Annotated in this window: 24 protein-coding genes and 1 riboswitch; of the genes, 20 read left to right on the plus strand and 4 right to left on the minus strand. The window is 49.1% G+C overall.

The genetic code is table 11. The features are described from left to right. Positions 1 to 424: 424 nt before the first annotated feature. Positions 425 to 748 (minus strand): GNAT family N-acetyltransferase, encoded by a 324-nt coding sequence (locus AR337_RS24065; RefSeq protein ID WP_082686941.1) that lies wholly within the window; start codon positions 746 to 748, stop codon positions 425 to 427. Positions 749 to 1,033: 285 nt separating this feature from the next. Here AR337_RS24065 and AR337_RS11595 point away from each other — a divergent pair, with 285 nt between their 5' ends. The 5 genes from AR337_RS11595 (at position 1,034) to AR337_RS11615 (ending at position 4,962) form a co-directional block, all read left to right on the plus strand. Continuing rightward, positions 1,034 to 1,306: a ubiquitin-like small modifier protein 1 gene (locus AR337_RS11595; RefSeq protein ID WP_059172152.1), complete on the plus strand. Its 273-nt coding sequence runs from the start codon at positions 1,034 to 1,036 to the stop codon at positions 1,304 to 1,306. 1 nt (position 1,307) lies between these two features. Continuing rightward, on the plus strand, positions 1,308 to 1,583 hold the full coding sequence (locus AR337_RS11600; protein ID WP_059172153.1) for a hypothetical protein: 276 nt from the start codon (positions 1,308 to 1,310) through the stop codon (positions 1,581 to 1,583). A 413-nt stretch (positions 1,584 to 1,996) separates the two neighbouring features. Further along, positions 1,997 to 2,959 (plus strand): nucleoside hydrolase, encoded by a 963-nt coding sequence (locus AR337_RS11605; RefSeq protein ID WP_059172154.1) that lies wholly within the window; start codon positions 1,997 to 1,999, stop codon positions 2,957 to 2,959. Then, a complete protein-coding gene (locus AR337_RS11610) occupies positions 2,956 to 3,888 on the plus strand; it encodes a nucleoside hydrolase (RefSeq protein WP_059172155.1) in 933 nt (310 codons plus the stop codon). The genes AR337_RS11605 and AR337_RS11610 overlap by 4 nt, the downstream gene beginning before the upstream one ends. Positions 3,889 to 4,080: 192 nt before the next feature. Beyond that, complete coding sequence (locus AR337_RS11615; RefSeq protein ID WP_253701649.1) at positions 4,081 to 4,962, plus strand: DMT family transporter; 882 nt, start codon at positions 4,081 to 4,083, stop codon at positions 4,960 to 4,962. Positions 4,963 to 5,201: 239 nt separating this feature from the next. On the opposite strand, the gene AR337_RS11620 is transcribed toward AR337_RS11615, so the two are convergent. Next, positions 5,202 to 5,915 (minus strand): class I SAM-dependent methyltransferase, encoded by a 714-nt coding sequence (locus tag AR337_RS11620; RefSeq protein ID WP_059172157.1) that lies wholly within the window; start codon positions 5,913 to 5,915, stop codon positions 5,202 to 5,204. A 142-nt stretch (positions 5,916 to 6,057) separates the two neighbouring features. Then, on the minus strand, positions 6,058 to 7,899 hold the full coding sequence (locus tag AR337_RS11625; protein ID WP_059172158.1) for an aldehyde ferredoxin oxidoreductase family protein: 1,842 nt from the start codon (positions 7,897 to 7,899) through the stop codon (positions 6,058 to 6,060). Between the two features lie 175 nt (positions 7,900 to 8,074). Between AR337_RS11625 and AR337_RS11630 the strand changes: the two genes are divergently transcribed. The 10 genes from AR337_RS11630 (at position 8,075) to AR337_RS23175 (ending at position 19,421) form a co-directional block, all read left to right on the plus strand. Next, a complete protein-coding gene (locus AR337_RS11630; RefSeq protein ID WP_059172159.1) occupies positions 8,075 to 9,097 on the plus strand; it encodes a ThiF family adenylyltransferase in 1,023 nt (340 codons plus the stop codon). 426 nt (positions 9,098 to 9,523) lie between these two features. Continuing rightward, complete coding sequence (gene cls, locus AR337_RS11635) at positions 9,524 to 11,035, plus strand: cardiolipin synthase (RefSeq protein WP_059172160.1); 1,512 nt, start codon at positions 9,524 to 9,526, stop codon at positions 11,033 to 11,035. Positions 11,036 to 11,173: 138 nt separating this feature from the next. Beyond that, a complete protein-coding gene (nadE, locus tag AR337_RS11640) occupies positions 11,174 to 11,998 on the plus strand; it encodes an ammonia-dependent NAD(+) synthetase (RefSeq protein ID WP_059172161.1) in 825 nt (274 codons plus the stop codon). 203 nt (positions 11,999 to 12,201) lie between these two features. Continuing rightward, on the plus strand, positions 12,202 to 12,720 hold the full coding sequence (locus tag AR337_RS11645) for a hypothetical protein (RefSeq protein WP_059172162.1): 519 nt from the start codon (positions 12,202 to 12,204) through the stop codon (positions 12,718 to 12,720). Between the two features lie 414 nt (positions 12,721 to 13,134). Further along, on the plus strand, positions 13,135 to 14,337 hold the full coding sequence (locus AR337_RS11650; protein ID WP_059172163.1) for an MASE3 domain-containing protein: 1,203 nt from the start codon (positions 13,135 to 13,137) through the stop codon (positions 14,335 to 14,337). 188 nt (positions 14,338 to 14,525) lie between these two features. Further along, positions 14,526 to 14,701: riboswitch (Lysine riboswitch) on the plus strand. A gap of 179 nt (positions 14,702 to 14,880) precedes the next feature. Further along, a complete protein-coding gene (locus tag AR337_RS11655) occupies positions 14,881 to 16,308 on the plus strand; it encodes an amino acid permease (protein WP_059172164.1) in 1,428 nt (475 codons plus the stop codon). 352 nt (positions 16,309 to 16,660) lie between these two features. Further along, positions 16,661 to 17,482, plus strand: a complete 822-nt coding sequence (locus AR337_RS11660) for an amino acid ABC transporter substrate-binding protein (RefSeq protein WP_172797539.1) — start codon at positions 16,661 to 16,663, stop codon at positions 17,480 to 17,482. Then, entirely contained in the window at positions 17,469 to 18,167 is a 699-nt protein-coding gene (locus AR337_RS11665; RefSeq protein WP_059172165.1) for an amino acid ABC transporter permease, read from the plus strand. The genes AR337_RS11660 and AR337_RS11665 overlap by 14 nt, the downstream gene beginning before the upstream one ends. Positions 18,168 to 18,254: 87 nt before the next feature. Next, a complete protein-coding gene (locus AR337_RS11670; RefSeq protein ID WP_059172248.1) occupies positions 18,255 to 18,995 on the plus strand; it encodes an amino acid ABC transporter ATP-binding protein in 741 nt (246 codons plus the stop codon). Positions 18,996 to 19,256: 261 nt separating this feature from the next. Then, positions 19,257 to 19,421: a hypothetical protein gene (locus tag AR337_RS23175; protein ID WP_156424377.1), complete on the plus strand. Its 165-nt coding sequence runs from the start codon at positions 19,257 to 19,259 to the stop codon at positions 19,419 to 19,421. A 42-nt stretch (positions 19,422 to 19,463) separates the two neighbouring features. Here AR337_RS23175 and AR337_RS23925 read toward each other — a convergent pair whose 3' ends face one another. Then, positions 19,464 to 19,598: a hypothetical protein gene (locus tag AR337_RS23925; RefSeq protein ID WP_301335719.1), complete on the minus strand. Its 135-nt coding sequence runs from the start codon at positions 19,596 to 19,598 to the stop codon at positions 19,464 to 19,466. Between the two features lie 197 nt (positions 19,599 to 19,795). Here AR337_RS23925 and AR337_RS11675 point away from each other — a divergent pair, with 197 nt between their 5' ends. The 5 genes from AR337_RS11675 to AR337_RS11695 all read left to right on the plus strand — a co-directional run bounded on the left by AR337_RS11675 (position 19,796) and on the right by AR337_RS11695 (position 25,012). Then, positions 19,796 to 20,338 carry a hypothetical protein gene (locus AR337_RS11675; protein WP_059172166.1) on the plus strand — a complete coding sequence of 181 codons (543 nt, stop codon included), beginning with the start codon at positions 19,796 to 19,798 and terminating at the stop codon, positions 20,336 to 20,338. A gap of 23 nt (positions 20,339 to 20,361) precedes the next feature. Further along, the gene (locus AR337_RS11680) at positions 20,362 to 21,876 is read left to right on the plus strand and encodes a flotillin family protein (protein ID WP_156424387.1); all 1,515 of its coding nucleotides are present in this window, start codon (positions 20,362 to 20,364) and stop codon (positions 21,874 to 21,876) included. Between the two features lie 397 nt (positions 21,877 to 22,273). Then, positions 22,274 to 22,720, plus strand: coding sequence for a flavodoxin (locus AR337_RS11685; RefSeq protein WP_059172168.1), 447 nt, complete (start codon positions 22,274 to 22,276; stop codon positions 22,718 to 22,720). Between the two features lie 107 nt (positions 22,721 to 22,827). Further along, positions 22,828 to 23,049 (plus strand): heavy-metal-associated domain-containing protein, encoded by a 222-nt coding sequence (locus AR337_RS11690; RefSeq protein ID WP_059172169.1) that lies wholly within the window; start codon positions 22,828 to 22,830, stop codon positions 23,047 to 23,049. A gap of 49 nt (positions 23,050 to 23,098) precedes the next feature. Continuing rightward, positions 23,099 to 25,012 (plus strand): cation-translocating P-type ATPase, encoded by a 1,914-nt coding sequence (locus AR337_RS11695; protein ID WP_059172170.1) that lies wholly within the window; start codon positions 23,099 to 23,101, stop codon positions 25,010 to 25,012. Positions 25,013 to 25,054 lie beyond the last annotated feature (42 nt).

Below are 25,054 nucleotides of genomic sequence, written 5' to 3' on the forward strand. Positions count from 1 at the left end.
TCGGGTTAGGTTGTCAGATAAAGCCTTGTTATCTGACAAGCGGAGGCTGAAATCGGGTTAGGTTGTCAGATAAAGCCTTGTTATCTGACAAGCGCCGGCTGGAATTGGGTTGGGTTGTCAGATAAAGCCATGATATGTGACAAGCTTAAGCGAAAATCGGGTTGGGTTGTCAGATAAAGCCATGATATATGACAAGCTTAAGCGAAAATCGGGTTGGGTTGTCAGATAAAGCCATGATATCTGACAAGCTTAAGCGAAAATCGGGTTGGGTTGTCAGATAAAGCCATGATATGTGACAAGCGTAGGTGAAAATCGTGTTAGGTTGTCAGATAAAGCCATGATATGTGACAAGCTTAAGCGAAAATCGGGTTGGCTTGTCAGAATAAATCCGAATATCTAACAAGCGCAGCGAAAATCGTTACTATTAGCTTTTAAAAACACTGATGAAATAATCTTCTTCTAGAAAGTCCCCCATATATTCGAGGCCGCACCCTGTATAAAAGTTCTTGAGCTTTTTGTTTCCAGCCCAGTAGTCAAGGTAAAGGGGCTTGCCGGCGGTTTCCGCTAAAGAGCATGAGAAAGAAACGATTTCTCTTCCAATCCCATGCCCCTGATAGGTTGGGAGAATGGCGATCTTTGAAAGGTACAGGCTGTCTTCTTCCAACCTGCAAGCCTGAAAAATTGCCCACCCTCCCGATCCAAAATGCCCCAACGATGATTCCGCCCAATTCGGATGTATAGACTTCATGCCTATCAATCGCCTCTTTTACGATATCCTCCCGCCACGGATAGTCCCATTGGTGAATCCCTTTCATTTGAACCTGCAAAGTGACTTCATCATAAAGCGCAACGATATCACTGCATTTTTTACGATCAGCGACCTTAAATGTTGGCGCCATGCTGTTACCCCCCAGTGCATTCTTTTTAAAATAAGTGTAATCCAGCCGGCCGTGAAAAGGGAATCAAATTGTCCGCTTTCTGGGTGACAATCAACAGTGTTTCCCTTAAGATGGAAGATAAAGGGGGAGTTTGCATGCAGGTCAAAGTGTTTGCCAATCTCCGCGTGATATGCGGGGGCGTGACTGTTGAAGTGAAGCCTGAAGGCCACAGGGTCATAGATGTTTTGGAGAAAATGGTCGAGATGTTCCCCGATATTGAAGAGGAAATTTTCACTTCAGATCGGACACTTAAGGATTTCGTCCATGTCTACATAAACGGAAAGAATATTGTCCATTTGGCCGGGCTGGAAACGGCGGTCAGCGAGACGGACCAGTTCGCGCTGTTCCCTCCGGTTGCGGGCGGTTAAAATGAAGGAAACCATTCTTGAATTCCGCGGCATCAATCGCCGCCATCTCGAAATGTACTTTGAGGAACTTGGCGGCATGCGGACGAACGAACCAGGACTGCCAGGGCAGTACAGGGGAGGCAACTGGACTGGAGAAATCCTTTCGGAAAAAGAAATTGCCTTCACGCCCACCTTCAAAGTCAATGCTGTCCAGGTCAGATTCCGGGCTGAAACAGATGAAGAGCTTGCCGCGTTTATTAAAAGCTACCGCTATAAAACGACCAGGGTCGGCGGGTAGGCCATTGGTTTCAGAAAATCGCCGGAATTGAAAAACGGAATACCTCCAGTATTGGGAGGGCGTCCGGGTACTTAAATAGAAATTGCATTGCACCCGATTTATTGGGTGCTTTTTCATTTTCAAAAGCATGCTAGTTAATAGGGCGCTGATTCTTTTCAAGTGTCCACCCTAGTGAACAGCGTTGGTCACTTTTTAATGTCTACCTTAGCGATAGCGGGTAAAGTTGTTTTGGATTTATTTGGGACGCCAAAATAGGAGTGTGCAGTTTCCGACAGGTGCATGGGCCCAAAGGATTTTTTTAAAAAAGCGGGGTTGAACATGGATGTAGCCGAAACACACGATAAAATGATATTCTGATTTATGTTAGAAGAGCGTTTATACATTACAACAAGTGAAAAGCAGGTGAGGTAGTGGTGAAAAAAGTAATTCTGGATATTGATACTGGCATTGATGACGCTCTCGCCATTCTTTATCTTTTAAAACATCCAAATGTTGAGGTAAAGGGCCTGACGACAGGCTTCGGGAATGTTAGTGTGGAACAGGCGACATTCAATACCCTTCAAATCGCCGAGCTGGCCGGGGCGTCGGATGTTCCGGTTTTTGCCGGGGCTTCCAGGCCGTTCTTACGGGAGTGGAAAGGGCCAGTCGTCCATGTTCATGGCGAAAATGGCATCGGGAATGTTTCCCTGCCAGCTCCAATAGCAAAAGCCCAGGAGGAGAGGGCATCCGACTTCATCGTCCGCGCGGTGAATGAAGAGCCGGGCGAAATTTCGGTGATTACCGTCGGGCGCATGACCAATCTAGCCGAGGCGCTGGCCAAGGATCCATCTCTTCCGAAAAAGGTGAAGGAGGTCGTCATCATGGGCGGCGCGGTGACTGTGCCGGGAAATGTTACCCCAGTATCCGAAGCCAACATCGCCGGCGATCCGGAAGCCTCGAATATGGTATTCGAGGCTGGCTTCCCGCTGACAATGGTCGGCCTGGATGTCACGATGCAAACTCAAATCACGGCCGAAGACATGGTCTGGATGGTAAGCCAGAAGGATGAAACGAATGCGGAACTCATCGATGCGCTGGACGAAATGGTCCGTTTCAGGCTCGATGCCTATAAAAAGATGGATGGGATCGACGGCAGCCCGCTCCACGATCCATTGGCGGTAGCCGTTACCCTTCATCCTGACATGGTAAAAACTAAACCAATGCTTGTTGCGATTGAAACGAAAGGCTCTCTCTCCTCAGGCGCTACGATTGCCGATCTGCGTGGACGGGAAGGCTCTCATCCGAATGTGAACGTCTGCCTTGAAGTCGACGCGGAGCGGTTCATCAAGGAATTCGTTGAAGTCGTTTCCGGCAAGCAAAGGGAGGTTTTAGAATGAAAAAAGTCATCCTTGATGTTGATACTGGTATTGATGATGCAATGGCGATTGCGTATGCCGCTCTTTCCGAGGACATAGACCTCGTCGGGCTTACGACCTGCTTCGGAAATACGTCGGTGGAGGAAGCAACCCGAAATACACTGCAGCTATTAGAATTGCTTGGGCGTGAGGATATCCCGGTTTGCCCGGGGGCGACGAAGCCGTTGTTCAGGCCGCATTTGAAGCAAAAGGCGGCATTCATCCATGGCGACGATGCGATGGGGAACCACTCGCTCCCATTGCCAAAAACAAAGCCGTCCGAAAAGCACGGGGTTGAGTTCATGGTTGAGATGATCCACAACCACCCAAAGGAAATCACCCTTGTCTGTGTAGGCAGCATGACAAACCTTGCGCTTGCTGTCATGAAAGATCCGTCTATCATTGAAAAAGTGGAACGCGTTGTCATCATGGGCGGTGCTGTAACCGTGCCAGGAAACGCGACAGCGGCGGCGGAGGCCAATATCTATACGGACCCTGAAGCGGCCGAATATGTTTTCCGATCTGGGCTGGCGGTCACAATGGTAGGCCTTGACGTTACAATGCAAACGCTCCTTCCAAGGGAACAGCTTGCGGTATGGAGGAAGAAGCAAACGCCGCTTGGCGATTTCATGGCTCATATTGTGGAGTTTTACATAAATGCCTACCAGAACTCTCTTCCGGGCATCAAAGGCTGCGCGCTCCATGACCCGCTCGCGATTGGTGCAGTCATCCACCCTGCTTTTATAAAAACTAAACCACTCCATATTCAGGTCGATTGCGAAGGCATCCACTCCGTCGGCAGGACGATTGCTGATTTGCGGAGTATCCCGGCGAACCGGCCGAATGTCGACGTGGCGCTGGAAGTCGACGCCGTGGGATTCCTCAAGCATTTCCTGAGCGTAGTGGTCTGACCACTTTGGTGGCGGAAATTTATTAACTCGTTTTTGGCTGCCAGATTGTAAATAGGGTAAAATTTTAGGGAAGCCGTTCCCGTGGAAAAAAGCGGAAACAAGTTTCCGTTCTCCACCGGGAGCGGCTTTTCTTTTACACATGGAAAGGCTTAAGGTTAATCGGAATTCGGAAGGGTTGATTAGTTGAATAGAATGCTTGGTATATTATCGGTATTATTAGCGGCTTCCATATACGGGTTTGTGAATACGATTGTGAAGCTCGCCTATGCGGACGGCTTTGATTTTCCGGAGCTGACAATCAGCCAGTACGTATACGGCACGCTTGGCCTTATTATTCTTATTTTGGCGACACGGTCTTTTGGAAAAGTAACACTCCGGGATTACTTAAAGCTGCTTGCAGTCGGGGGATTCGGCCTCGGCGGAACGAGCCTTGCCCTTTATAAAAGCCTTGCCTATGTGCCAACGTCCGTTTCATTGGTGATGCTGTTCCAATTCACGTGGATCGGCCTCCTGATTGAAATGTTCGTTTTAAAAAGAAAGATTCACCGGAACGAGTGGCTTGCGGTCGCCATTGTGCTCGTCGGTACGCTCCTTGTGCTCCGGATAACCGGAGTCGATTCGGAAACCATTAACGCGCCGGGCCTGATTTACGGATTCATAGCTGCGATTTGTTATTCCGTTTTCCTAATCGGGGCATCCGTACTGCCGGAAACCATCCCGCAGTTTTATAAAAACGGCTTGATGGTGTCCGGAACGCTTGTATTGCTTTTTGTGGGGTTTGCGGTGACGACGCCGATCGCGGAAATAAACCCGTTCGGCGCGGTGCTGAAATGGGGGCTGTTGCTTGGAATACTCGCCCAGCTCCTGCCTCCGGTCCTGTTCACTTACGGCGCGCCTAAAATCGGCGGAACGCTCACATCCATTTTGAGTTCAGTCGAGCTGCCGGTCGGCATCATCGCTTCGAACCTGATTTTGGGTGAACAGGTCGTCCTCGTCCAGTGGATCGGGATGCTGCTCATCCTTACCGGGATTGTCGTGTCGCAGCTGCGGCCGGGTGAAGCGGGGAAGGCGTAGAGTTCGGGCTTTAGATCGACGTCGCGGTCCCGTACTAAAGGAAACATAAAAAACAATGCCCCGCCGGCTAGGTTACTGGTGGGGCGTTTTTTTTTGGCCCTGAAACGGTCTTGAGAACACCTGGTCGACATAGAAGTTCTTCTTAACTTCGATGAAGACAGTTTCAGCTGGCAAACCGGAATCAAAGTGTCTTCAATCTTCTGAGATTATAAATAAATTATTAAACTCCGTTTCTATTTTCACCTTTTTCCTGCTGTTGCCTTAATGATAAGAAAGTTCGGCGTTTTCAGCAGCCTGCCATAGGAAACGGGATTTAGCCTTTTAAATGTTTCTGTAGGCTGGGGCTCGATGACTTCATTTATTTTAAAAAAGGCAAGGGTATCGTTCAAAATCGCATGCAGAGGCCTTCGGAAAAATGGCACATCGAAAACTTTCCCTTCCTTACGCCATTGATCAATAATGAGCTCCGTTGAAAAATAGCTTGGTTCCTTAAGAAGCTTTATATCGGAGAAAGGGTGGTGGACTGAAAATAGGAAGCTCCCTCCAGGATTCAAAATCCGTTTGAATTCACTGAACGTAAAGTGCCACTCCTTCAAATAATGGAGGGTGAGCGAACTGATAACATAGTCGAACGAGTGGTCGGTAAACGGGAAGGGTTCAGTCAGGTCGTGGCAAAAGACCTCGGCTTTGTCCCCAATACGCCTTTTCGCTGCGGTAACCATTTCGGGGCTTAAATCGATTGCGACAACCTTTGCACCCCGGTTGGCCAGTTCTAGAGCATACCATCCCGCAGCACAGCCCGCATCAAGAACCACTTTACCCGTTAAATCCTGAGGCAGAGCCGCGAGCATGGCAGGCCGCTCATATTCACTATTGTACAAACTGTCCGTGTCGACCGATTTTTCATATGCGCTGGAAAGCTGGTTGAAAACCTCTTTTACTTTGTCTTTCATGGGTCACCTCGAAATATGCTATTGGAAAAGAAAAGGCTCCTGCACAAATCGTGCAGAAGCCCTTGTTTACTTTTCAAAAGATGGTGCAAAGTAGCGCTTAATTTGAGGCAATGGATACGTCCCCTGCCTCACTGCTTCACTCTTAAACTAGCTGGCTGCCTGGTTCGGCGGCGGCGGGGAGGATGCCGAGTTCGCGAAGTTTTTCTTCTGGTACGACGCCGTCTTTCCAGCCGCGGACCTGGTAGTATTCGTCGAGCATGATGTCCATGCGGCTGACGGAGCCGGCGCTGTTTCCAGTGGCTGGCTCTTCAGTGAAGCGCCGCGGCAGGAAGTCGTCTTCGCGCTTGTTGAAGCCGGCAAGATTATTGTAATAGCGTTCGAGATTGTAAATCCGTTCCCCTGCGAGCATGACGTCCTCGGCCGTCATTGGGATGCCGGTCATTGAGCTGTACTGCTCGGCATAGTTCTCGGCGTTTTCGGAGAAGGATGAGAATTTACAAATATTCATCGAGTCGGAGAAGGAGAGAAGGTCCTGGAATATTTTCAGGAGCTCGCCCTTTCCTTCAGGCTGCAGACGGTCGGTTGGTTCCGGGATGCCGGCGATTTCCGATGCGACGGTATAGCCGCGGAGGTGGCAGGCGCCGCGGTTGCTTGTCGCATAGCCTAGGCCGATTCCCTGGATGCCGCGCGGGTCGTATGCCGGGATTGACTGGCCCTTGACGGACATTGACAATTGCGGTGCTTCCCACATGGCCGTTGCACGTGCTGGCCCCTCGGCAAGGATGCCTCCGAAGCCTTCGCGGAAGGCGATTTTCCTTGTCATCTCGATCATCCGGTCGGCATCGCCCCAGTCAAGCTGTTCGTCGACGATTCCTTTTTCGTACGCTTCCATTGTTACCGAGAAGGCGTTTCCTAGCTCGATTGTGTCAATTCCGTATTCGTTGCACGAGTCAATCAGATAGGCGATTGCCTCCGAGTTGCTCAGTCCGCTGTTCGCGCCAAGCGCCCATGCAGATTCGAATTCGAAGCTTTCAACACGGGTTTTGTATTTGCCGTCCTTGACTTCGACCTCGATTTTACAAGCGACAGGGCATGCATGGCATGTATTGTTGGCAACGAGCAGATGCTCGTTTACATACTCGCCGCTATGCAGCTCCGCCTGGTCCCAGTTGGTGAACTGCGCGTTCTTTGTTGGCAGCGCGCCGACTTCGTTGATGAGGTTGGTCAGGACGTTTGTGCCGTAAACGGACAGGCCGCCCTTGTTCGGTGCGGTCAAGCCGCCTTCAAGGATCGCTTTGACCGCTTTTTTATTGGCCTCTTTGTATTCGTTTTCAAGCGCGGGCTGAGGCATATTGCCTTTTTGCACCGCCTTGATGACGATGGCCTTCAGTTTCTTATATCCTGCGACAGCGGCTGTTCCGCCCCGGCCGGCAGCCCGGTCGTGCTCATTGATGAAGGAAGCGTAACGGACGGTATTTTCCCCGGCCTGGCCGATTGCCATAACGCTCAGGTCTTCCGCGCCGTACCGGTCCTTCATCGCTTTGACCGTTGCCCGTGTGGACGTTCCCCACTCGGCCGATGCATCGCGCAATTCCGCTTTGCCGTCCTCTATGTACAGATAGACTGGCTTGTCGCTTTTTCCTTTGAAAATAATGTTGTCAAAACCGGACCATTTCAAGCGCGCGGCTGTCCAGCCGCCCATATGGGAATCGGTTACTGTTCCGGTCAGCGGCGACTTCGTTACAACCGCAAGGCGTCCGCTCATTGAAGAACGGGAGCCTGTCACCGGCCCGGTCATAATACAGAGAATATTTTCCTCAGAAAGCGGTTCCACTTCAGGCCCATTGTCAAGGACATACTTGACGCCAAGCCCGCGTCCGCCGATATACTTCCGCGCATCTTCTTCGTTAATGCTCCTGTACTCCACTGTGCCATTGGTCAAATCAACAACTGCTTCCCTGTTCTTGAAACCGCCAAGATTCATTGATTCGGAGCCCCCTTACATGGATTTGATTTTATGCAAAAAAAGCATGTACCTGTTATATATTCTTCATACTTTTACATATTCCTTCCTTTTTTAAAAATAATTTATAATTTTTAGTAAATTCGGTTTCTTCTTTTATAATAGAAGAAAGACGAATTGATTGGGAGGCAGGCAAATGGAACGGTATTCGCGCCAAATACTTTTTAAGCCGATTGGGGAAGAGGGGCAAAGACGGCTGCTCGGAAGCCGGGCGGCGATCGTCGGGATGGGGGCCTTGGGAACGGTGATTGCCAACCATCTTGTCCGCTCGGGAGTCGGGTTCGTCCGGCTCATTGACCGTGATTTGGTTGAGCTGTCCAATCTTCAGCGCCAGACCCTTTATACCGAGGACGATGCACGGAAAAACCTTCCGAAGGCGGTTGCCGCTGCTGAGCGGCTTAGGGCAGTTAACTCGGAAATCACCATCGACCCGGTCATTGCCGATTTGAACCTTGATAACGCCGAAGATTTGCTGGCGGGGTTCGATGTCATCGTTGATGGAACAGACAACTTTTCGGCACGGTACCTGATCAATGATATTGCCGTTAAGTTCGGGGTTCCGTGGGTGTACGGCGGCGCGGTCAGCTCGCGCGGCATGTTCGCTGTTATCAAACCGGGGAGGACGCCGTGCTACCGCTGCCTGTTCCCGGACGCGCAGGCAGGACTTGGCGAAACGTGTGACACGATTGGCGTCCTGTCACCTATTACTGAAATCATCGGTTCGTTCGAGGCGATGGAGGCGATTAAGATTTTAGCCGGAGCCGAGCACAACCCGAATCTCGAGCAAATCGACATTTGGTACAACTCGAACATGCAAATGGACATTTCCAAAGGGCGGAACCCTGATTGCCCGTGCTGTGGGAAGCGGCAATTCGATTTCCTCGACCGGTCCTCCGACCGGCAAGTGGCTTTTACCGCTTTATGCGGGCGGGACACTGTCCAGATCAATCCTCGTAAAAAGAACCCTGTTGAGCTGGAAAAATTAGCTGGCGTCCTGCGCGAAGCAGGCACTGTTACCGCAGCGAACCCATTTTTGCTTAAGTTCGAGCCGGACGAGCGCATAACCATGGTGTTTTTCAAGGATGGGCGAGTATTGGTGCATGGCACAAACGACCTGGCCGAGGCAAAATCCTATTTTGCCAGGTATGCCGGGGCTTAACGCAGTAAAGGCAAAATAACCCTTAGTATTTTTCTGAAAATTGAGATAAAGTAGAATCCCCGAAATAATGGCTAGAATAATTTAAAAAATGACTAGAATCCACCTAAAAATTACTAGAATAAAGCTCGCCGGAAGAGAATTCTGGAACCATTTTACTTTATATGGAAAATAGGTGCTTTGAAGATTAAGTTTTCGGCATTAAATGTAAATTTTACGCTTTAACAAATGGGATTTTTACACTGAATAGAATTTTAGTGCGCATCTATAAGGCATTTCCTTTAAAAAAGCTGCAAAAGAGAGGGGGCACCTCTCTTTTTTGTGTGAACTGAACTCGGGGCCTGGGCTAGGGGATGTTTTTTTTCCAAAAGGAGAAGGGTATAGATAGAATAGGAAAGAATTTTGCTGCGGCTGACTCGGGGAGAATGTATGCTAAAACGGAGAATTGAATTTTTATTTGTGATTGTGCTGACGATATCGTTTTATATGGTGTTTTTTACAGGGGCGGAACCGCTGTGGAAGCTGGCGTTCGCCTTGTTGTATGCTGGCATTATCCTGGTGAGCATTTTTTCGCTCGTGCTGGAGAACCGCTCGCCGCAGCACACGCTGTTATGGATATATGTGCTGCTGTTCATCCCTTTGCTGGGCTATATTTTTTACTTGTATTCGGGCCAGCTTTACTTGAAGGGGTATTTGTTTAAATCAAAGCGCCAGCTGAACCGGGACCAGTGGGAGCGGATGCTGCGTTTGGAAGTATCGCCGGACCTGACTTTCCTTGTCGATAATCAGGAGAGTTTCTCGCGGTTTGCCGGTAAGGCCGCCAAGACGCCGATCAGTACGGCTTCCCGGTCGGTTATTTTAAAAAATGGCGAGGAAACGTTTGGGGAAATCAAGGACCGCCTGCGGGAAGCGGAGTCCTATATCCACATTGAATATTATATTTTCCGCTCGGATCGGCTTGGGAAGGAAATCATTGATATCCTCATAGAAAAGGCAAAGGCCGGAGTAGAGGTGAGGTTCATTTTCGATGCGGCGGGGAGCCGAACTCTGTCCGGGGCTGATCTGAGGGCGATGAAGGAAGCAGGGATCAATTCAATTCCATTTTCACCGCTTAAATTTGGGTTCTTCAACCAGAAGTTCAATTTCCGGAACCATCGGAAAATCGTAATCATTGATGGGAAAGTCGGCTTTGTCGGCGGACTGAATGTCGGCGTGGAATACCTTGGTGAGGATGAAACGATCGGGCATTGGCGCGATACGCACATGATGCTGACGGGTGAAGCGGTGTACACGCTGCACACGATTTTCCTGCTTGATTGGGAGTATGTGAGCGGCGAAAGGGTGCTGAATGAATTTCCGATTGAGAAACATCCTGTTGAGGACACCGAGCTGGATGGGGCGATTCAGGTTGTCGCGAGCGGGCCTGATACACAGCAGGGAATCATGAGCGATTTTTACTATGCGATGATGGCGTGCGCCACCCACTCAATCTGGATTGCGACCCCTTATTTCGTCCCGGATGAGTCGATTAGGACGGCGCTCAGGATTGCCGCGGCAAAGGGGCTTGAGGTGCGGATCTTGGTGCCAGAAATCAACGACAGCTTCCTTACCCAGTATGCGACCCGGTCCTATTTTCCCGAGCTGCTCCGGTATGGCGCCGAGATTTATTCGTACAAAAAAGGCTTCCTCCACCAGAAGGTCATCATTGTCGATGGCAATCTGGCCTCAATCGGGACAGCCAATATGGATATGCGCAGCTTCCATCTGAACTTCGAGGTGAATGTGTTCCTGTACGGGACAAGCTCAATCCGCGACCTAGTGGCGCATTTTGAAGAGGATATGCAGGAAAGCGAAAAAATCGGCGCAGTCGAATTTTATAAACGCGGCCTCTGGAACCGTATGAAAGAATCTATCGCCCGTCTGTTTTCGGGCGTGCTGTAAGGGTGGGTGAGGCAGGGGACGTACCCTTTGCCTCACCGGACGGGCAGGAATGAAGCACGAGATCCGTCCCCTGCTTCACTTGGACATTTTTCCGAGAAGGGGTAAAATAGAGAGTAATTTGGGCTAGGAGGGATTGCGATGAGTATGCAGAAGCGTATTATCGCGGAGTTGCATGTGAAGCCGGAAATCGACCCGAAGGAGGAAATCAGGTCGCGTGTTGGTTTTTTAAAGGAGTATTGCAAGAAGGCAAAGGCGAAGGGGTTCGTGCTCGGGATTAGCGGCGGCCAGGATTCAACTCTTGCGGGCCGGCTGGCGCAGATTGCCGCCGAGGAGCTTCGCGAAGAAGGTTACACTACCAAGTTCATTGCAGTGCGCCTTCCGTATGGGCTGCAAAAGGATGAAGACGATGCGCAGCTAGCGCTTGATTTTATAAAGGCCGATGAGGAGTTTACCTTTAATATTAAGGATGCCGTCGACGCGGTGAAGGTCGAGTACGAGCGGTCCGGCGAAGGCCAGGTGCTCGCTGATTTCCAAAAAGGAAATGTGAAGGCACGGTTGCGGATGATTGCGCAGTATGCGTATGCCGGCATGAACGGATTGCTTGTTATTGGAACTGATCACGCCGCCGAAGCGGTAACCGGGTTTTTCACAAAGCACGGCGATGGGGGAGCGGATGTGTTCCCGCTGACAGGATTGAACAAACGGCAAGGCAGGGCTTTAATGAAGGAACTTGGCGCTGTCGAACGGCTGTACTTGAAGGAGCCGACTGCCGATTTGCTGGATCATGTGCCGCTTCAGTCGGACGAGACCGAGCTTGGTATTTCGTATGACGAAATCGACGATTATCTGGAGGGCAAGCAGATTCCCGAAGAGAACGCGTCGAAAATTGAGAGGCGTTTCGTTATTTCGGAGCATAAGCGCCATACACCAGCGAATCCATATAGTGAATGGTGGAAGCAGTAAGCTTTTGAGGCTTTGAAGGCCGCAACGATGTCTAGAACACAGTCCTTTTATCAGGGCTGTGTTTTTTCGTATTTCGGGAGCCCGTTCTTGATACCAGGTGTTCAAGGGTTGGACCGCGCCAGGTGTCTTTGAATTTTCACAGTTTCCAATCAATGAAACCTTTATAATGGAAGTCAGCTAAATTTGTTCGGAAGAGGTGCAGGATGAGAAATCGTATTTGGATTATGGGGTTGTTTTTTGTTGTGGCGACAGGCCTTTTTTATGTAAAACAGTATACTATGCTGCTCGATTTTAAAAGTTCGGCGGTGGCAGTTAGCAAATCGTTCGAGTACGGAAAAGATTTTTCAGATACGAAAACGCTTGTTGAAGGAGTCAATCGGATTTTCATTGGCGAAGTCCTTGAGGAAAAAGGCCGCGGCACCCATGCTGGAAAGCCTGCCACCTTTTTTGAGGTACGTGTCACTCAAAATATAAAGGGAGCCCTGCTTGGCGGGATTACCGTAATCCAGGATGGCGGGTATTACAAGGATAGCGGCAAGATTTTTTTGCTGAAATATGAGAACGACGAGCTTTTGAAAAAAGGCCAAATGTACCTGTTTGCTGTCAACGAGGATCGCGACGGCATGTACTGGGCGATGCCGAAATACGGCCATACCGCCATTGATACCGAGGTACAGAAGTATGAGCTCATAAAGGAAATCCGCGGGATGCTGGAGGAATAACTTGGAGAGTTGACGCTGTGATTTTGCCCTTTTCGGAAACAATCCTGTGAGTCCCCAAATGTCCCCATCATTCGGACAGCTTTTTCTGAGACTAAGCCTCCGTGAGTCCGAATGCGCCAACGATTCGGCCAGCTTTTCGGAAACCAAGCCTCCGTGAGTCCGAATGCGCCAATGATTCGGCCAGCTTTTCGGAAACCAAGCCTGCGTGTGGACGATTGCCTTATTGGTTTGAACCGTTTTGAAAAAATAGAACCAATCTCTGATCTAGGACCTGTACCCACCGCCAACTCCTTCCACCGGCCCCCAGCCACAGAATGTTGCAGGAATATTCATAAATCTGCTATATTCGTTCCGACTCGAGCCACCGCTTTACTTTTATAATGGAGAAAATCGGCATGGAATGGGGGGAGTCAGGTGAGGAATACAATGACGGAAGGGCGATTTCTTGTATGGGTGGTAGGAGCGATTATTGCGCTGATGGGAATCCATGTTTTCCACCCGCAGCTGGTCCAGGTGTACAACCCGGTGAATTATGTATCGTTTCACATGCTGCTTGAATTTTTCAGCATCTCCATTTCGCTCGTAATTGTACTGTACAGCTGGAAGGCGCTCGAGCGGAACCCATCGGCAAAGATGTTGCTCCTTCTTTTCATTTTTACCACAGTAGGAATGGTGGATCTCCTCCACACGATGACCTTTAAAGGCATGCCCTACTTCCTGACCAAGAGTTCCGTGGCGAAAGCAACTTGTTTTTGGATATTTGCCCGGATGTTCCAAGCCGTACTGATGCTTGCAGTGGTGCTGATGCCAGACAAGCTGGTGAAGCGGGATTTGCGGAAGCTGGTGCTCACAGGTGCGATTATGCTCGGACTGGCAATCATGGCTATTGTCTTCACTTTTGAAAAGAGCCTTCCCGTCCTTGTTATCGAAGGGCAAGGGACGACTCCTCTTAAAAATGGCCTCGAGTACTTCATTAGCTTCCTTCATTTCCTGTCACTCATCGTTTGCCTGTACCAATACCATCTTGAAAAATGCACGACACACCTGAAACTCGCGCTCGCCTTTACTTTTCTGTTCCTGTCGGAGATGATTTTCACCGTCTACCAAAGCGTATTCGACCTCGACAATTTTTCCGGCCACATCTTCAAAGTGCTCGGTTATTATTTCATCCTGAAAGGCGTTTTCCTGCTCATGAAGAAAAAAGAACCAGCGCCGGAGGAAAATGCCGTTGTAAAGCAAATCCCGGGGGCCGTCTTCTCTTTTACGAAAAACGAAGGGCGCTTTATATTCACCTATATGGAGGGCGGCCTGCTCCGCGAAAATGGACTGCAACCGGCCGCAATCACCGGCACCCACGTTGAAGACCTGCTTCCCCCATCGGAAGGGGATGCACTCGACTGTTGCCACGAATGCTGGGAAACCGGCGCCAATCAGACATTTCTGGCCAATTTTAACAAAAGGCATTTCGCCATTTCCCTTGTACCGATTCTGAAAAGCGGAGAGGTCGCGGAAATTGCCGGAACCGCTGTTGATGTTTCCAATTTTGTCCATTCTGGGTCCCGGGCAAGACCCAATCCCACAACTGCCAGGAAGGGAAAAGCCTTGAAAACTCTGTAATTGAAGGCTTTTTGGAAAATTGGCCACCCGGGCCGTGCATGGTGCGGGCAAGGTTGACAATTCCCCTGCGAGGCTTTATCCTAGGTTAGGCTAATAATGTGGACCTTCCATGAGTGGGGGTTTTACCGTCCGTTTCGGGTGGGATAAAAACACAAATAATACTGTATTTATATAATTCCTCATCAGCGAGATGAGGTAGAGGTCGCGGGAATTAAGAGTAATCCGGAGGAGGGGCAGGAACCCCTGTGATGCCGGATGAAAGGAATAACCGCCGAAGCGCTGCAGGTCACTGACTGCGGCAGCTGGGACTGTAACCGAACAGGTGCAGGACTGTCATGGGAAACCATGGTGAACTATCCCGTTTTGTCTGATGCGGCACAAGCACACTCCGTATCAGAGTGTGTTTTTTTGCGCCCTTTTTGAAGCAGGGGACGTTTCTACTGCTTCATTCATTACTGGAAATCCGTTTACGTCGCAGTTTCATTACAAAAAGTGAAGCACTAGGTACGTCCCCTTCGACAGCGGAGAGAGGAGACATCATAGATGGAAAAGCAAGGGAAACTTGGTTTATGGATATTGACGGCGCTAGTCGTTGGAAATATGGTTGGGTCTGGCATTTTCATGCTGCCTCGCTCGCTTTCGGAGGCGGCAAGCCCTGCAGGCGTGCTGATGGCGTGGGGATTGACCGGCTTCGGGGTATTGATGACGGTCCTTGTGTTCGGCAATCTTGCCATCCGCAAGCCGGAGCTAAAGGGCGGCCCACAAATTTATGCGAAGGAATTGTTCAGGCCGGGCACACAGGCTTCAACGCTGTCAGGCTTCATGGCGACATGGGGCTACTGGATTGGCAACCTCGCCGGAAACATTGCGATTATTACAACGTTCGCAGGCTATCTTTCTACGTTCTTCCCGATTTTGACGAGCCAGGCGGAATGGTTCACGATTGGCGGAGTTAACGTTAAGGTTGGAAACGGACTGACGTTTCTCGTCTGCACGGCGATGCTTTGGACTACCCACGCGATCATCCTGCGCGGAATGGAAAATGCCGGCCGCCTGAATTTCGCCGCCACTGCTGCGAAGGTCGTTGGTTTCGTTTTGTTCATTATCGTCGGTTTGTTCGCATTCAGTAAAACAAACATCTTGCCGTTTACTGCGCCAAGGGTCGACGGAAGCGGGCAGACAATCGGGCTGCTTGGGCAGGTGAATTCCGCCGCCCTGTCAACACTTTGGGCATTCATTGGCGTTGAATCCGCTGTTGTGTTTGCCTCAAGGGCGAAAAAACAGATTGATGTAAAACGCGCTTCCATCCTGGGATTGCTCATCGCGCTCGCCCTTTACATCGGTATCTCCGTCCTTGTCATGGGCATGCTCGGCCAGGAGGAACTTATCGCTTCCGATAAGCCACTAATCGATGCAATCACCAAGGTGCTCGGTCCGGTAGGCGGCCAGGCGCTCGCGGCAATCGGCCTAATCAGCCTCGTCGGCTCGACACTTGGCTGGGTTATGCTGAGCGCGGAAATCCCGTTCCAGGCGGCAAAGCAAGGGCTATTCCTGCCGTGGTTCCTAAAGGAAAACAAAAAAGGCATTCCGGTCCGTTCGATGATCATCACAAACGGACTTGGCCAGCTGTTCATTTTCTCGACAATTTCGAACTCGATTTCACAGGCGTTTGAGAAAGTCATCATCATTGCGACGCTCTCGTACCTTGTTCCGTATCTCATCTCGTCGCTATACCAGGTAAAACTGGTCGTGACTGGGGAAACCTATCTCGGTGATAAGTCCCGCATGACAGATGGAATCATCGCTACAGTATCGACGATTTATTCGACATGGGTCATAATCGGTGGAACTTCAGATTTGGAGACGTTCACCCAAGGGATGCTTCTCATCGCAAGCGGAATCCTCTTTTACTGGCCGCTCTGGAAGGCGAATGCGGGGAACCAGTCTGCTAAAAAGAAATCGATGGCTTAGGAGCAATAAACAATAGCTTAGGTAATTAACTCTATCTTTGTATCGCAAAAAAAATATAGGAAATAACTTAAACCGCTTGGGTTCCAGGCGGTTTTTTCTGAATTAACTATTCCTTTTTTAGATGGATACACCGTAAACCTTGGCCAAATCGCCTTCCCGGCCCGGGTGACCCCTTTTCAAAAAAGTGCCTTTAGAAGCTTTTTGGCCAGCTTTCCAACATATCCCTCAAGGAAACGATTAATCTCAAACAAGAAGGGTAAAATATACAGAAATTAATCTTTGACATGGCCGGTAATCCTGTACTATGATGTTTAATGTCGACCAAACCAATATGAATTAGGGGGTATTACAATTGAAGAAGTTATCTATGCTATTTGCACTTTTACTTAGCCTTGTCGTGGTGGTTGCCGCGTGTGGCACAAATGACAATAACAATGCTAATAACAATAATGAGAAGAAGTCTGGTGCTGGGGACCTGCTTTCAAAGGTGAAGGATGAGGGCAAGCTGGTTGTCGGTACGGAAGGGACTTACCCTCCGTTTACTTTCCATGACGATAAGGGCAAGCTGACCGGCTTTGACGTTGAAATTGCCGAGGAGGTCGGGAAGCGTCTTGGGGTAGATGTTCAATTCCAGGAAACCCAGTGGGATGCGATTTTCGCGGGCCTTGATGCGAAGCGTTTTGACATGATTGCCAATCAGGTGGGGATCCGCCCTGACCGTGAGGAAAAGTACCTGTTTTCCCAGCCGTACATTTCTTCCGCAGCAGTGCTGATTGCACGTGAAGACAATAAAAAAGTAACAAAGTTTGAAGATATCAAGGGCCTTAAATCCGCTCAGTCACTGACAAGCAACTATGCTGACATCGCGAAGAAATACGGTGCTGAAATTGTTGGTGTTGAAGGCTTCAACCAGGCTGTCGAGCTTCTGAATTCAAAGCGTGTTGATGTGACTGTCAATGATAAGATTGCCTTCCTTGATTTTAAAAAGAACCGTCCGGAAGCGAAGGTGAAAGTCGTTGCGACAGAAAGCGATGTTTCCAAGAGCGGCCTGATGTTCCGCAAGGGAAGCGAATCGCTTGTAGAGGAAGTAAACAATGCGCTAAAAGAAATGATTGACGACGGCACGTACGACAAAATCTCCAAGAAGTGGTTTGGCGAGAATGTACTTAAATAGTATTTTCGCAGACCCTGCCCGGATTGACAGGTTAGTCACGATTGCAAAAAGCTCCTTCCAGCCTCTGCTGGAAGGACTTGTTGTTAATACAATTCCTTTGACGCTGATTTCCTTTGTTATCGGGCTTGTCCTGGCTGTTCTGACAGCTCTTGCGCGGATTTCTCAAACGAAGGCGCTTCAGGGCATCGCGCGCTTTTATGTGTCGGCTATTCGCGGCACGCCGCTTCTCGTGCAGCTGTTTATCCTGTTTTACGGGCTACCTACATTGGGCATTGTCATCAATCCGTTTCCGGCAGCGGCCATCGGTTTTTCGCTTAGCGTAGGAGCTTATGCTTCGGAAATCATCCGCGCCGCAATCCTGTCGATTCCTAAAGGGCAGTGGGAAGCGGGCTATTCGATTGGTATGACCTATCCGCAGCTTTTGAAAAGAATTATTTTACCGCAGGCGGCAAGGGTTTCGGTTCCGCCATTGTCAAACTCGTTCATCAGCCTTGTAAAAGATACATCGCTTGCTGCGATGATTCTTGTAACCGAAATGTTCCGCCGGGCACAGGAAATCGCTTCGACGAACTACGAGTTTCTGCTTCTTTACCTGGAAGCAGCCCTGCTTTACTGGGTGGTCTGCTTCTTCCTTTCCATTCTCCAGGGCAGGCTGGAAGCAAGGTTTGACCGGTATGTCAAATAGGTGGGAAGGAGGAATTGATAGATGAGTACTGTGAATGGATCGGTAGGGCTTCATGGTTCTGATACAGATGGTGGAGCCGGGGAGCCGATGATTTCAATTAACGGTTTATATAAACAGTTCGGTGAGTTGGAGGTCCTGAAGGGGATTGACCTGGAAGTCGGGAAAGGAAAGGTGGTCGTTGTCATCGGCCCGTCCGGTTCGGGTAAAACAACGCTTCTCCGCTGCCTCAATGTTCTCGAAACACCCACGAAGGGAAGCATTACGATTTCCGGACAGGCGCTTGATTTCTCGCGTGAGGTTCCGAAGAAAAACATCGCTTCATTCCGCCGCCTTACCGGGATGGTTTTCCAAAGCTACAATCTCTTCCCTCACATGACGGCGCTTGAGAATGTAATGGAAGGACCGGTAACCGTTAAAGGTGAAAACAAGGAGAACGCGCTGCAAAAAGCGGCAATGCTTCTGCAGAAGGTTGGTCTTGGCGACAAGCTCGATTTTTATCCGCACCAGCTTTCCGGCGGGCAGCAGCAGCGTGTCGGCATCGCCCGCGCGCTTGCGATGGAACCTGAAGTTATGCTGTTCGACGAGCCGACATCGGCTTTGGATCCGGAACTGGTCGGCGAAGTGTTGAAGGTTATGAAGGATTTGGCGAACGAAGGTATGACGATGATTGTCGTGTCACACGAAATGCGCTTCGCCCGTGAAGCCGCCAGCGAAGTTATCTTTATGGACAAAGGTATCATAGTCGAACGCGACCATCCCGAAACGATATTTACGAACCCAAAACACGATCGAACTAGGCAATTCCTCAACTTAATCCGCCCGGAATAAGGGATTGGGAGCCAAAAAACAGTCCAACTCGTTTAGTTGGGCTGTTTTATAGTGTTTTTGGGATTCTGAATCGTTAATTCCCCTCATAATTTGGAGTATTCTCCTCATTTTTGAAGTAATTCACCCCAGAATTTGAAGTATTCTCCCCATTTTTTCTGTGATTCGCCCTTATCTAAATATTCAAAAAATTGTTGTTAGCAGGCATCTTCTGGGATTTGTTCTGTCGAAAGAACTTGCTTATTATTTATGGGATTATATGGGATGGAGTATGGTGAAGTTATCAAAGAAGCCAAATTGGTGAAGAAAAACGATAAGGTGTACTGGTTCGTTTTTGTCGAACAGCCCAAGGATTCCACTTTTAAAATCCGGGGATTATCCAGTACCGGAAAAATCATTGAAACAGTTGAAGAAGGGCTTGCTCCATAAATTGAAAAAAGCTTAGAGAAATTCTAAGCTTTTTATAGTGCTTTATTTATGGTAGTCGCGCCTTTTCAGTTTGTCAGTTAAGTAACTCGGCTTTTTCGAAACGGCTATTAATGAGGCGATGAAGGAGATGCCTAATACTGTTGGCACGACCCATGCCAGATGGTCGATTGGTTCCATCGTAATGCTCTCCTCTCTAGTTGTATTTGATTCCGTTATTTCTTTTTACCCTTTTTCGGGTTGGGCAAACGGGTAACGGGCAGTCCTTCTTTTAAAACATTTTTACAAATATTGCAATTAGTTGAAACTTTCCCTGTCAATCGCCGTATACCTTACTGTAAAATAAAAGGTGAGATAACAAACGGGGGTGATGGCAAATGGAAACGATTAATGGCGTTCCAATTGAAACGATTTACCTGTACAGTTTGATTATAGCCGGTGCGTTGACGTTCCTTTACGTGCTGTTTAGCGATCTTTTGTCAGGGCTCTTGGACAGCCTCGATTTTATGAATCCCGTCCTTTTATTTTCATTCATAACATTTTTGTCGGCCAGTGGGTTTGTTTTAGAAAAAGTGACAGGTCTTTCGTCGCTGGTAATTCTTTTGATTTCGGCGGGAATTTCCGTAATCCTGGTAACCTTGCTGAATGTGTTCGTCCTTGTACCACTGTCGCAGGCGGAGGCATCGCTTTCCTACACCGACTCCGATTTGCGGGGCCGGATTGGAAAAGTGATTACGTCTATTCCGGCGGACGGGTTTGGCGAGGTGATGATTGACAGTATCAGCGGGAGGATCGCAAAGCCGGCGGCAAGCTATGACGGTGCCGAAATCGGTTCCGGGAAGGATGTACTGGTTGTCGATACGGCCAATGGAGTGCTTCAAGTAGCAGTAAAAGAAAAACTAGAACAAGAGTGGATTTAGGAGGAGATTGAATGTTTGATTTGATGTGGGTTCCAGTAGGGATAGCAGTATTTGTTGTGATAGCGCTTCTGGCTGTTTTTATTACAAAGTACAAGACTGCAGGTCCGGATGAAGGATTGATTATTACAGGCAGCATGCTGGGCAGTAAAAATGTCCACATTGACGAGTCCGGCAACAAAATTAAAATCATCCGCGGCGGCGGGGCGTTTATTTTACCAGTATTCCAGCAGTCCCAGCCTCTGAGCCTTTTGTCGAGCAAGCTTGAGGTAACGACCCCTGAGGTGTATACAGAACAGGGTGTGCCGGTAATGGCTGATGGCGTTGCAATCATCAAAATTGGCGGCTCGATTTCCGAAATCGCCACCGCGGCCGAGCAGTTTCTCGGCAAAGCGAAGGAAGACCGCGAAAATGAAGCGAAAGAGGTTCTTGAAGGACATCTGCGTTCCATCCTCGGCTCAATGACTGTTGAAGAAATTTACAAAAACCGCGATAAATTTTCACAGGAAGTCCAGCGGGTCGCATCACAGGATCTTGCAAAGATGGGTCTAGTGATCGTTTCGTTCACTATAAAAGATGTCCGTGACAAAAACGGCTATCTCGATTCACTTGGTAAGCCGCGGATTGCCCAGGTTAAGCGCGACGCCGATATTGCAACGGCTGAGGCGGAAATGGAAACACGCGTTAAGAGGGCTGAAGCAGCCAAGCAAGCAAAACAGGCTGAATTAGAGCGTGCTACCGAAATTGCAGAAGCAGAAAAGACCAACCAGTTAAAAGTATCGGAATTCCGCGCCGAGCAGGAAAGCGCCAAGGCACGTGCCGACCAGGCATACGACCTTGAAACAGCCCGCTCCAAGCAGCAGGTTACCGAGCAGGAAATGCAAATCAAGATCATTGAGCGCCAAAAGCAAATCGAGCTTGAGGAAAAAGAAATCCAGCGCCGTGAGCGTCAGTACGACTCCGAGGTTAAAAAGAAGGCAGACGCAGACCGCTACTCGGTCGAGCAATCGGCAGCAGCTCAAAAAGCCAAGGAAATGGCCGAAGCAGAAGCCAACAAATACCGGATTGAAGCACTTGCCAAAGCGGAAGCGGAGCGCATCCGCCTCGACGGTCTTGCCAAAGCGGATGCAGTCAGGGCACAGGGTGAAACCGACGCTGAAATCATCCGCCTGAAAGGTCTTGCCGAAGCGGAAGCCAAGCAAAAGATCGCCGAAGCGTTCGAGCAGTTCGGCGAGGCAGCTGTTATGGACATGATCATGAAAATGCTTCCTGAATATGCGAAGCAAGTCGCAGCTCCGCTTGCCAATATCGACAAGATTTCCATCGTCGACACTGGCGGCGGCGGTGCCAACAGCGGCGCGAACCGTGTAACCAGCTATGCAACCAACTTGATGGCCGGCCTTCAGGAAACCCTGAAAGCATCCAGCGGCATTGATTTGAAGGAACTGATTGAAAGCTATTCCGGCAAGGGGAACCTTCGCAAAAATGTAATCGAGCACCCTGCCAAAGAAGAGAGCCAAAAGGAACCAGTTAAGATGTAATTGCATACAATAAAGAATCGAAAAGCCATTCCTGTCCAGGAGTGGCTTTTCTTTTTGCATTTTTGGGCGGTTTTTGTGATTAAATATTTGACTGCTGCTAGCAGTTTGCTAGCGTTATCCTGAAGTTTTGCTCGTTTATCCTGCGATTTTGCTCGTTTATCCTGCGGTTTTACTGGTTTATCCTGCGATTTTACTCGTTTATCCGGAAATTATGCTAGTTTATCCGTAAATCCCCTAGTTTATTCGGAAAAATTAAATCCTTATCGGAAACTCCAAAATTGACGCTGGTCAATTTTTTTTTACACAAAGGGGTGTAGTATTCAGAGTGAAGAAACCTTATTGGCAGTTTCGTAGGCTCAAATAGCACATTATTTACTAGACGGGGAGGAATGAAGGGATGAAAGCGGCGATTGTGTATGCAAGTATGACCGGAACAACGGAGCTGATGGCAAATACGATTGCGGAGGAACTGGAGGAAAGTGGCATTGAGGTTGTACAAAAAGATGTACTTGAAGCGTGTGGTGGCGAGCTTCCGGGCTTTGATTTGATTCTAATAGGGAGCTACACATGGGGAGATGGCGACCTGCCGGATGAGATGGACGATTTTTACAGCGAGCTACTCGAAACGGATTTGGCTGGAAAGCCTGCAGTTGTATTTGGCGCAGGGGATTCTTCCTATGAACATTTTGCCAGGGCGGTCGATATTCTGGAAGAAACACTCAGAGGACAGGGCTGCCTAATTCTGCTTGATGGCGTGAAGGCAGACGGTGAGCCGGACGATGAAATTATGGAAATATCGAGGACGTTTGCAAAGAAAGTCGTCCTTGCGAGTTGCTGGCAATAAATAAAATACGCCAAATTATTGTTTTCAATTGAATTTTTATGGCCACTTGATGGATCGGAATCTTAAAAAAACGTAAGCTACCTAATTACTAATTGGAGGGAACATTCATGGCAAAAGCAGTTTTTCAACTCGAAACACTAACCTGCCCGTCGTGCGTCAAACGGATTGATACAGCACTAAGCAAGAAGGAAGGCGTGACAGTGGTAAAAGTATTATTCAATTTAAGTAAAGTGAAAACTGAATTTAATGAGCAGCAAATCAGTGCTGACGGAATTGAAGCAACTCTTGAAAAGCTTGGCTATCCGGTTTTATCTAAGAAGGTTTCTTAACAACCCTTGATGACCGTTACGCTAAAAGTAAAGAAAGGAGCGAGAAAAAATGATTGCAAAATATAAAAATACCTTAACGGCGGCCGCGTTCCTCTTCATAGTGGCGGGGTTTGCGTCCGGCTGGCTTGGTTTTCCATCGGTGAAGACGGCGGCGCTGCTGGTAGCGACGGTCCTGGCCGGTACGCCGATTTTTATAAAAGCTTATCAGTCAATAAGGATGCGTGTATTCAGTATTGATGTCCTGGTTACCATTGCGGTAACCGGGGCAGTGTATCTCCAAGAGTTCACGGAATCATCTGTAGTCACATTCCTGTTCCTGTTCGGCGACTTTTTGGAGGCGCGGACCTTGGAAAAAACGCGTTCATCCATTAGAAAGCTGATGGATATGGCACCACAGGAGGCAACTGTTGTTCGCGACGGCGATGAACTGACAGTGCCCGTTGAGGAAGTGGCTGTAGGTGACCGGGTCATAATCCGTCCGGGCGGGAAGATTCCGGTCGATGGAAGGATTGTGTCGGGGCAGGCGTATCTGAATGAAGCGGCTGTTACGGGTGAGGCAGTCCCAGTAAGGAAGTATCATGGCGATAACGTGTATAGCGGAACGGTCATCGATAACGGTTTCATCGAGATTACCGCGGAAAAGGTTGGCGATGATACCACTTTTGCCAAAATCATTGAGCTTGTTGAGGAAGCACAAGAAACAAAAACAAAGACAGAGAAGTTCCTGAATACGTTTGCTGCTTTTTACACCCCGGGGGTTATGGTACTTGCGGTCCTTGTTTTTGCGATAACGAAGGACCTGAAGCTTGCAATTACCTTCCTCGTCATCGCCTGCCCGGGCGCGCTTGTCATTGGCGCCCCTGTCTCAAGCGTCGCCGGGATTGGAAATGGGGCGAAGCACGGCGTCCTCATTAAGGGTGGTGAAATTATGGATACGTTATCAAAGGTAGATGCAGTTGTTTTCGATAAAACCGGCACGCTAACGAAAGGAAAGCCCGAAGTGACGGACATTAAGGCCTATGGGAAAATAGGAGCAGAGGAGCTTTTGCGGCTGGCAGGTGCAGCGGAAACAATTTCCGAACATCACCTGGGCCAAGCAATTGTCAGGGAAGCAGAGACTAAAGGGCTTGATAGCAGTGCCATTCCTAAAAATGCTAATGTCATAAAAGGCCACGGAATCCTCGCTGAAATCGAAGGAAGGAAGCTGGTTATTGGAAATCGCTCCTTAATGGCCAAGATGGGAATTCCTATTTTAAAAGAGATTGGCGACTATGCGGCCTGCCGTGAGAAAGCCGGAAATACAGCCGTCTTTGCAGCGGTTGACGGCGAGCTTGCGGGCATTTTTTCGGTTGCTGACGAAATACGCGATGACGCAGCAGCAGCAATTTCGGAATTACGGAGAAACGGCATTAGGAAAATTATTATGCTGACAGGGGATAACCGGCACACTGCAGCAATTGTAGCGGAGAGGCTTGAAATTGATGAATTTGCAGCGGAAATGCTCCCGGAACAGAAAGTCGCCTATGTAAAGAGTTTACAGGAGCAGGGTTACATTGTAGCGATGGCGGGTGATGGAATCAACGATGCGCCTGCGATTGCGACAGCCGATATTGGCCTCGCGATGGGGGAGGGCGGAACCGACATTTCGATGGAAACAGCAGGGGTTGTGCTGATGGCTGACAAACTTGGGCAGCTGTCTCATGCTTACTCGCTAGCAAAAGCTACCATCCGAAACATGAGGCAAAATACCTTTTTTGCAATTGGAATCGCGGCTTTGCTGATGGCCGGCGTCCTTTTCGGCCATATTCATCTCGCCTCAGGCATGCTCATCCACGAAGCAAGCGTCATCTTTGTCATCTTAAACGCAATGAGATTAATACGGTTCCAGTCGGGTAAAAGCGGGAAAGAAAAGTCGCTGATCGCGGAAAGTACAGCAAGCAAAGTATCTGGCCAACTCAGTTAATGACAGTTACCCGAATTAGTTCTTCACGATACAATAGAAGTA

Source organism: Bacillus sp. FJAT-27445 (genome assembly GCF_001510665.1).
GTDB lineage: Bacteria > Bacillota > Bacilli > Bacillales > Cytobacillaceae > Bacillus_D.

Coding starts and splice junctions, on each gene's coding strand:
- AR337_RS11615 (WP_253701649.1), top strand. CDS start 4,081: ATGCTTGGTATATTATCGGTATTATTAGCGGCTTCCATATACGGGTTT.
- AR337_RS11620 (WP_059172157.1), bottom strand. CDS start 5,915: ATGAAAGACAAAGTAAAAGAGGTTTTCAACCAGCTTTCCAGCGCATAT.
- AR337_RS11610 (WP_059172155.1), top strand. CDS start 2,956: ATGAAAAAAGTCATCCTTGATGTTGATACTGGTATTGATGATGCAATG.
- AR337_RS11625 (WP_059172158.1), bottom strand. CDS start 7,899: ATGAATCTTGGCGGTTTCAAGAACAGGGAAGCAGTTGTTGATTTGACC.
- cls (WP_059172160.1), top strand. CDS start 9,524: ATGCTAAAACGGAGAATTGAATTTTTATTTGTGATTGTGCTGACGATA.
- AR337_RS11680 (WP_156424387.1), top strand. CDS start 20,362: ATGTGGGTTCCAGTAGGGATAGCAGTATTTGTTGTGATAGCGCTTCTG.
- AR337_RS11695 (WP_059172170.1), top strand. CDS start 23,099: ATGATTGCAAAATATAAAAATACCTTAACGGCGGCCGCGTTCCTCTTC.
- AR337_RS11600 (WP_059172153.1), top strand. CDS start 1,308: ATGAAGGAAACCATTCTTGAATTCCGCGGCATCAATCGCCGCCATCTC.
- nadE (WP_059172161.1), top strand. CDS start 11,174: ATGAGTATGCAGAAGCGTATTATCGCGGAGTTGCATGTGAAGCCGGAA.
- AR337_RS24065 (WP_082686941.1), bottom strand. CDS start 748: ATGAAGTCTATACATCCGAATTGGGCGGAATCATCGTTGGGGCATTTT.
- AR337_RS11675 (WP_059172166.1), top strand. CDS start 19,796: ATGGAAACGATTAATGGCGTTCCAATTGAAACGATTTACCTGTACAGT.
- AR337_RS23175 (WP_156424377.1), top strand. CDS start 19,257: ATGGAGTATGGTGAAGTTATCAAAGAAGCCAAATTGGTGAAGAAAAAC.
- AR337_RS11690 (WP_059172169.1), top strand. CDS start 22,828: ATGGCAAAAGCAGTTTTTCAACTCGAAACACTAACCTGCCCGTCGTGC.
- AR337_RS11595 (WP_059172152.1), top strand. CDS start 1,034: ATGCAGGTCAAAGTGTTTGCCAATCTCCGCGTGATATGCGGGGGCGTG.
- AR337_RS23925 (WP_301335719.1), bottom strand. CDS start 19,598: ATGGAACCAATCGACCATCTGGCATGGGTCGTGCCAACAGTATTAGGC.
- AR337_RS11665 (WP_059172165.1), top strand. CDS start 17,469: ATGTACTTAAATAGTATTTTCGCAGACCCTGCCCGGATTGACAGGTTA.
- AR337_RS11670 (WP_059172248.1), top strand. CDS start 18,255: ATGATTTCAATTAACGGTTTATATAAACAGTTCGGTGAGTTGGAGGTC.
- AR337_RS11685 (WP_059172168.1), top strand. CDS start 22,274: ATGAAAGCGGCGATTGTGTATGCAAGTATGACCGGAACAACGGAGCTG.
- AR337_RS11630 (WP_059172159.1), top strand. CDS start 8,075: ATGGAACGGTATTCGCGCCAAATACTTTTTAAGCCGATTGGGGAAGAG.
- AR337_RS11655 (WP_059172164.1), top strand. CDS start 14,881: ATGGAAAAGCAAGGGAAACTTGGTTTATGGATATTGACGGCGCTAGTC.
- AR337_RS11645 (WP_059172162.1), top strand. CDS start 12,202: ATGAGAAATCGTATTTGGATTATGGGGTTGTTTTTTGTTGTGGCGACA.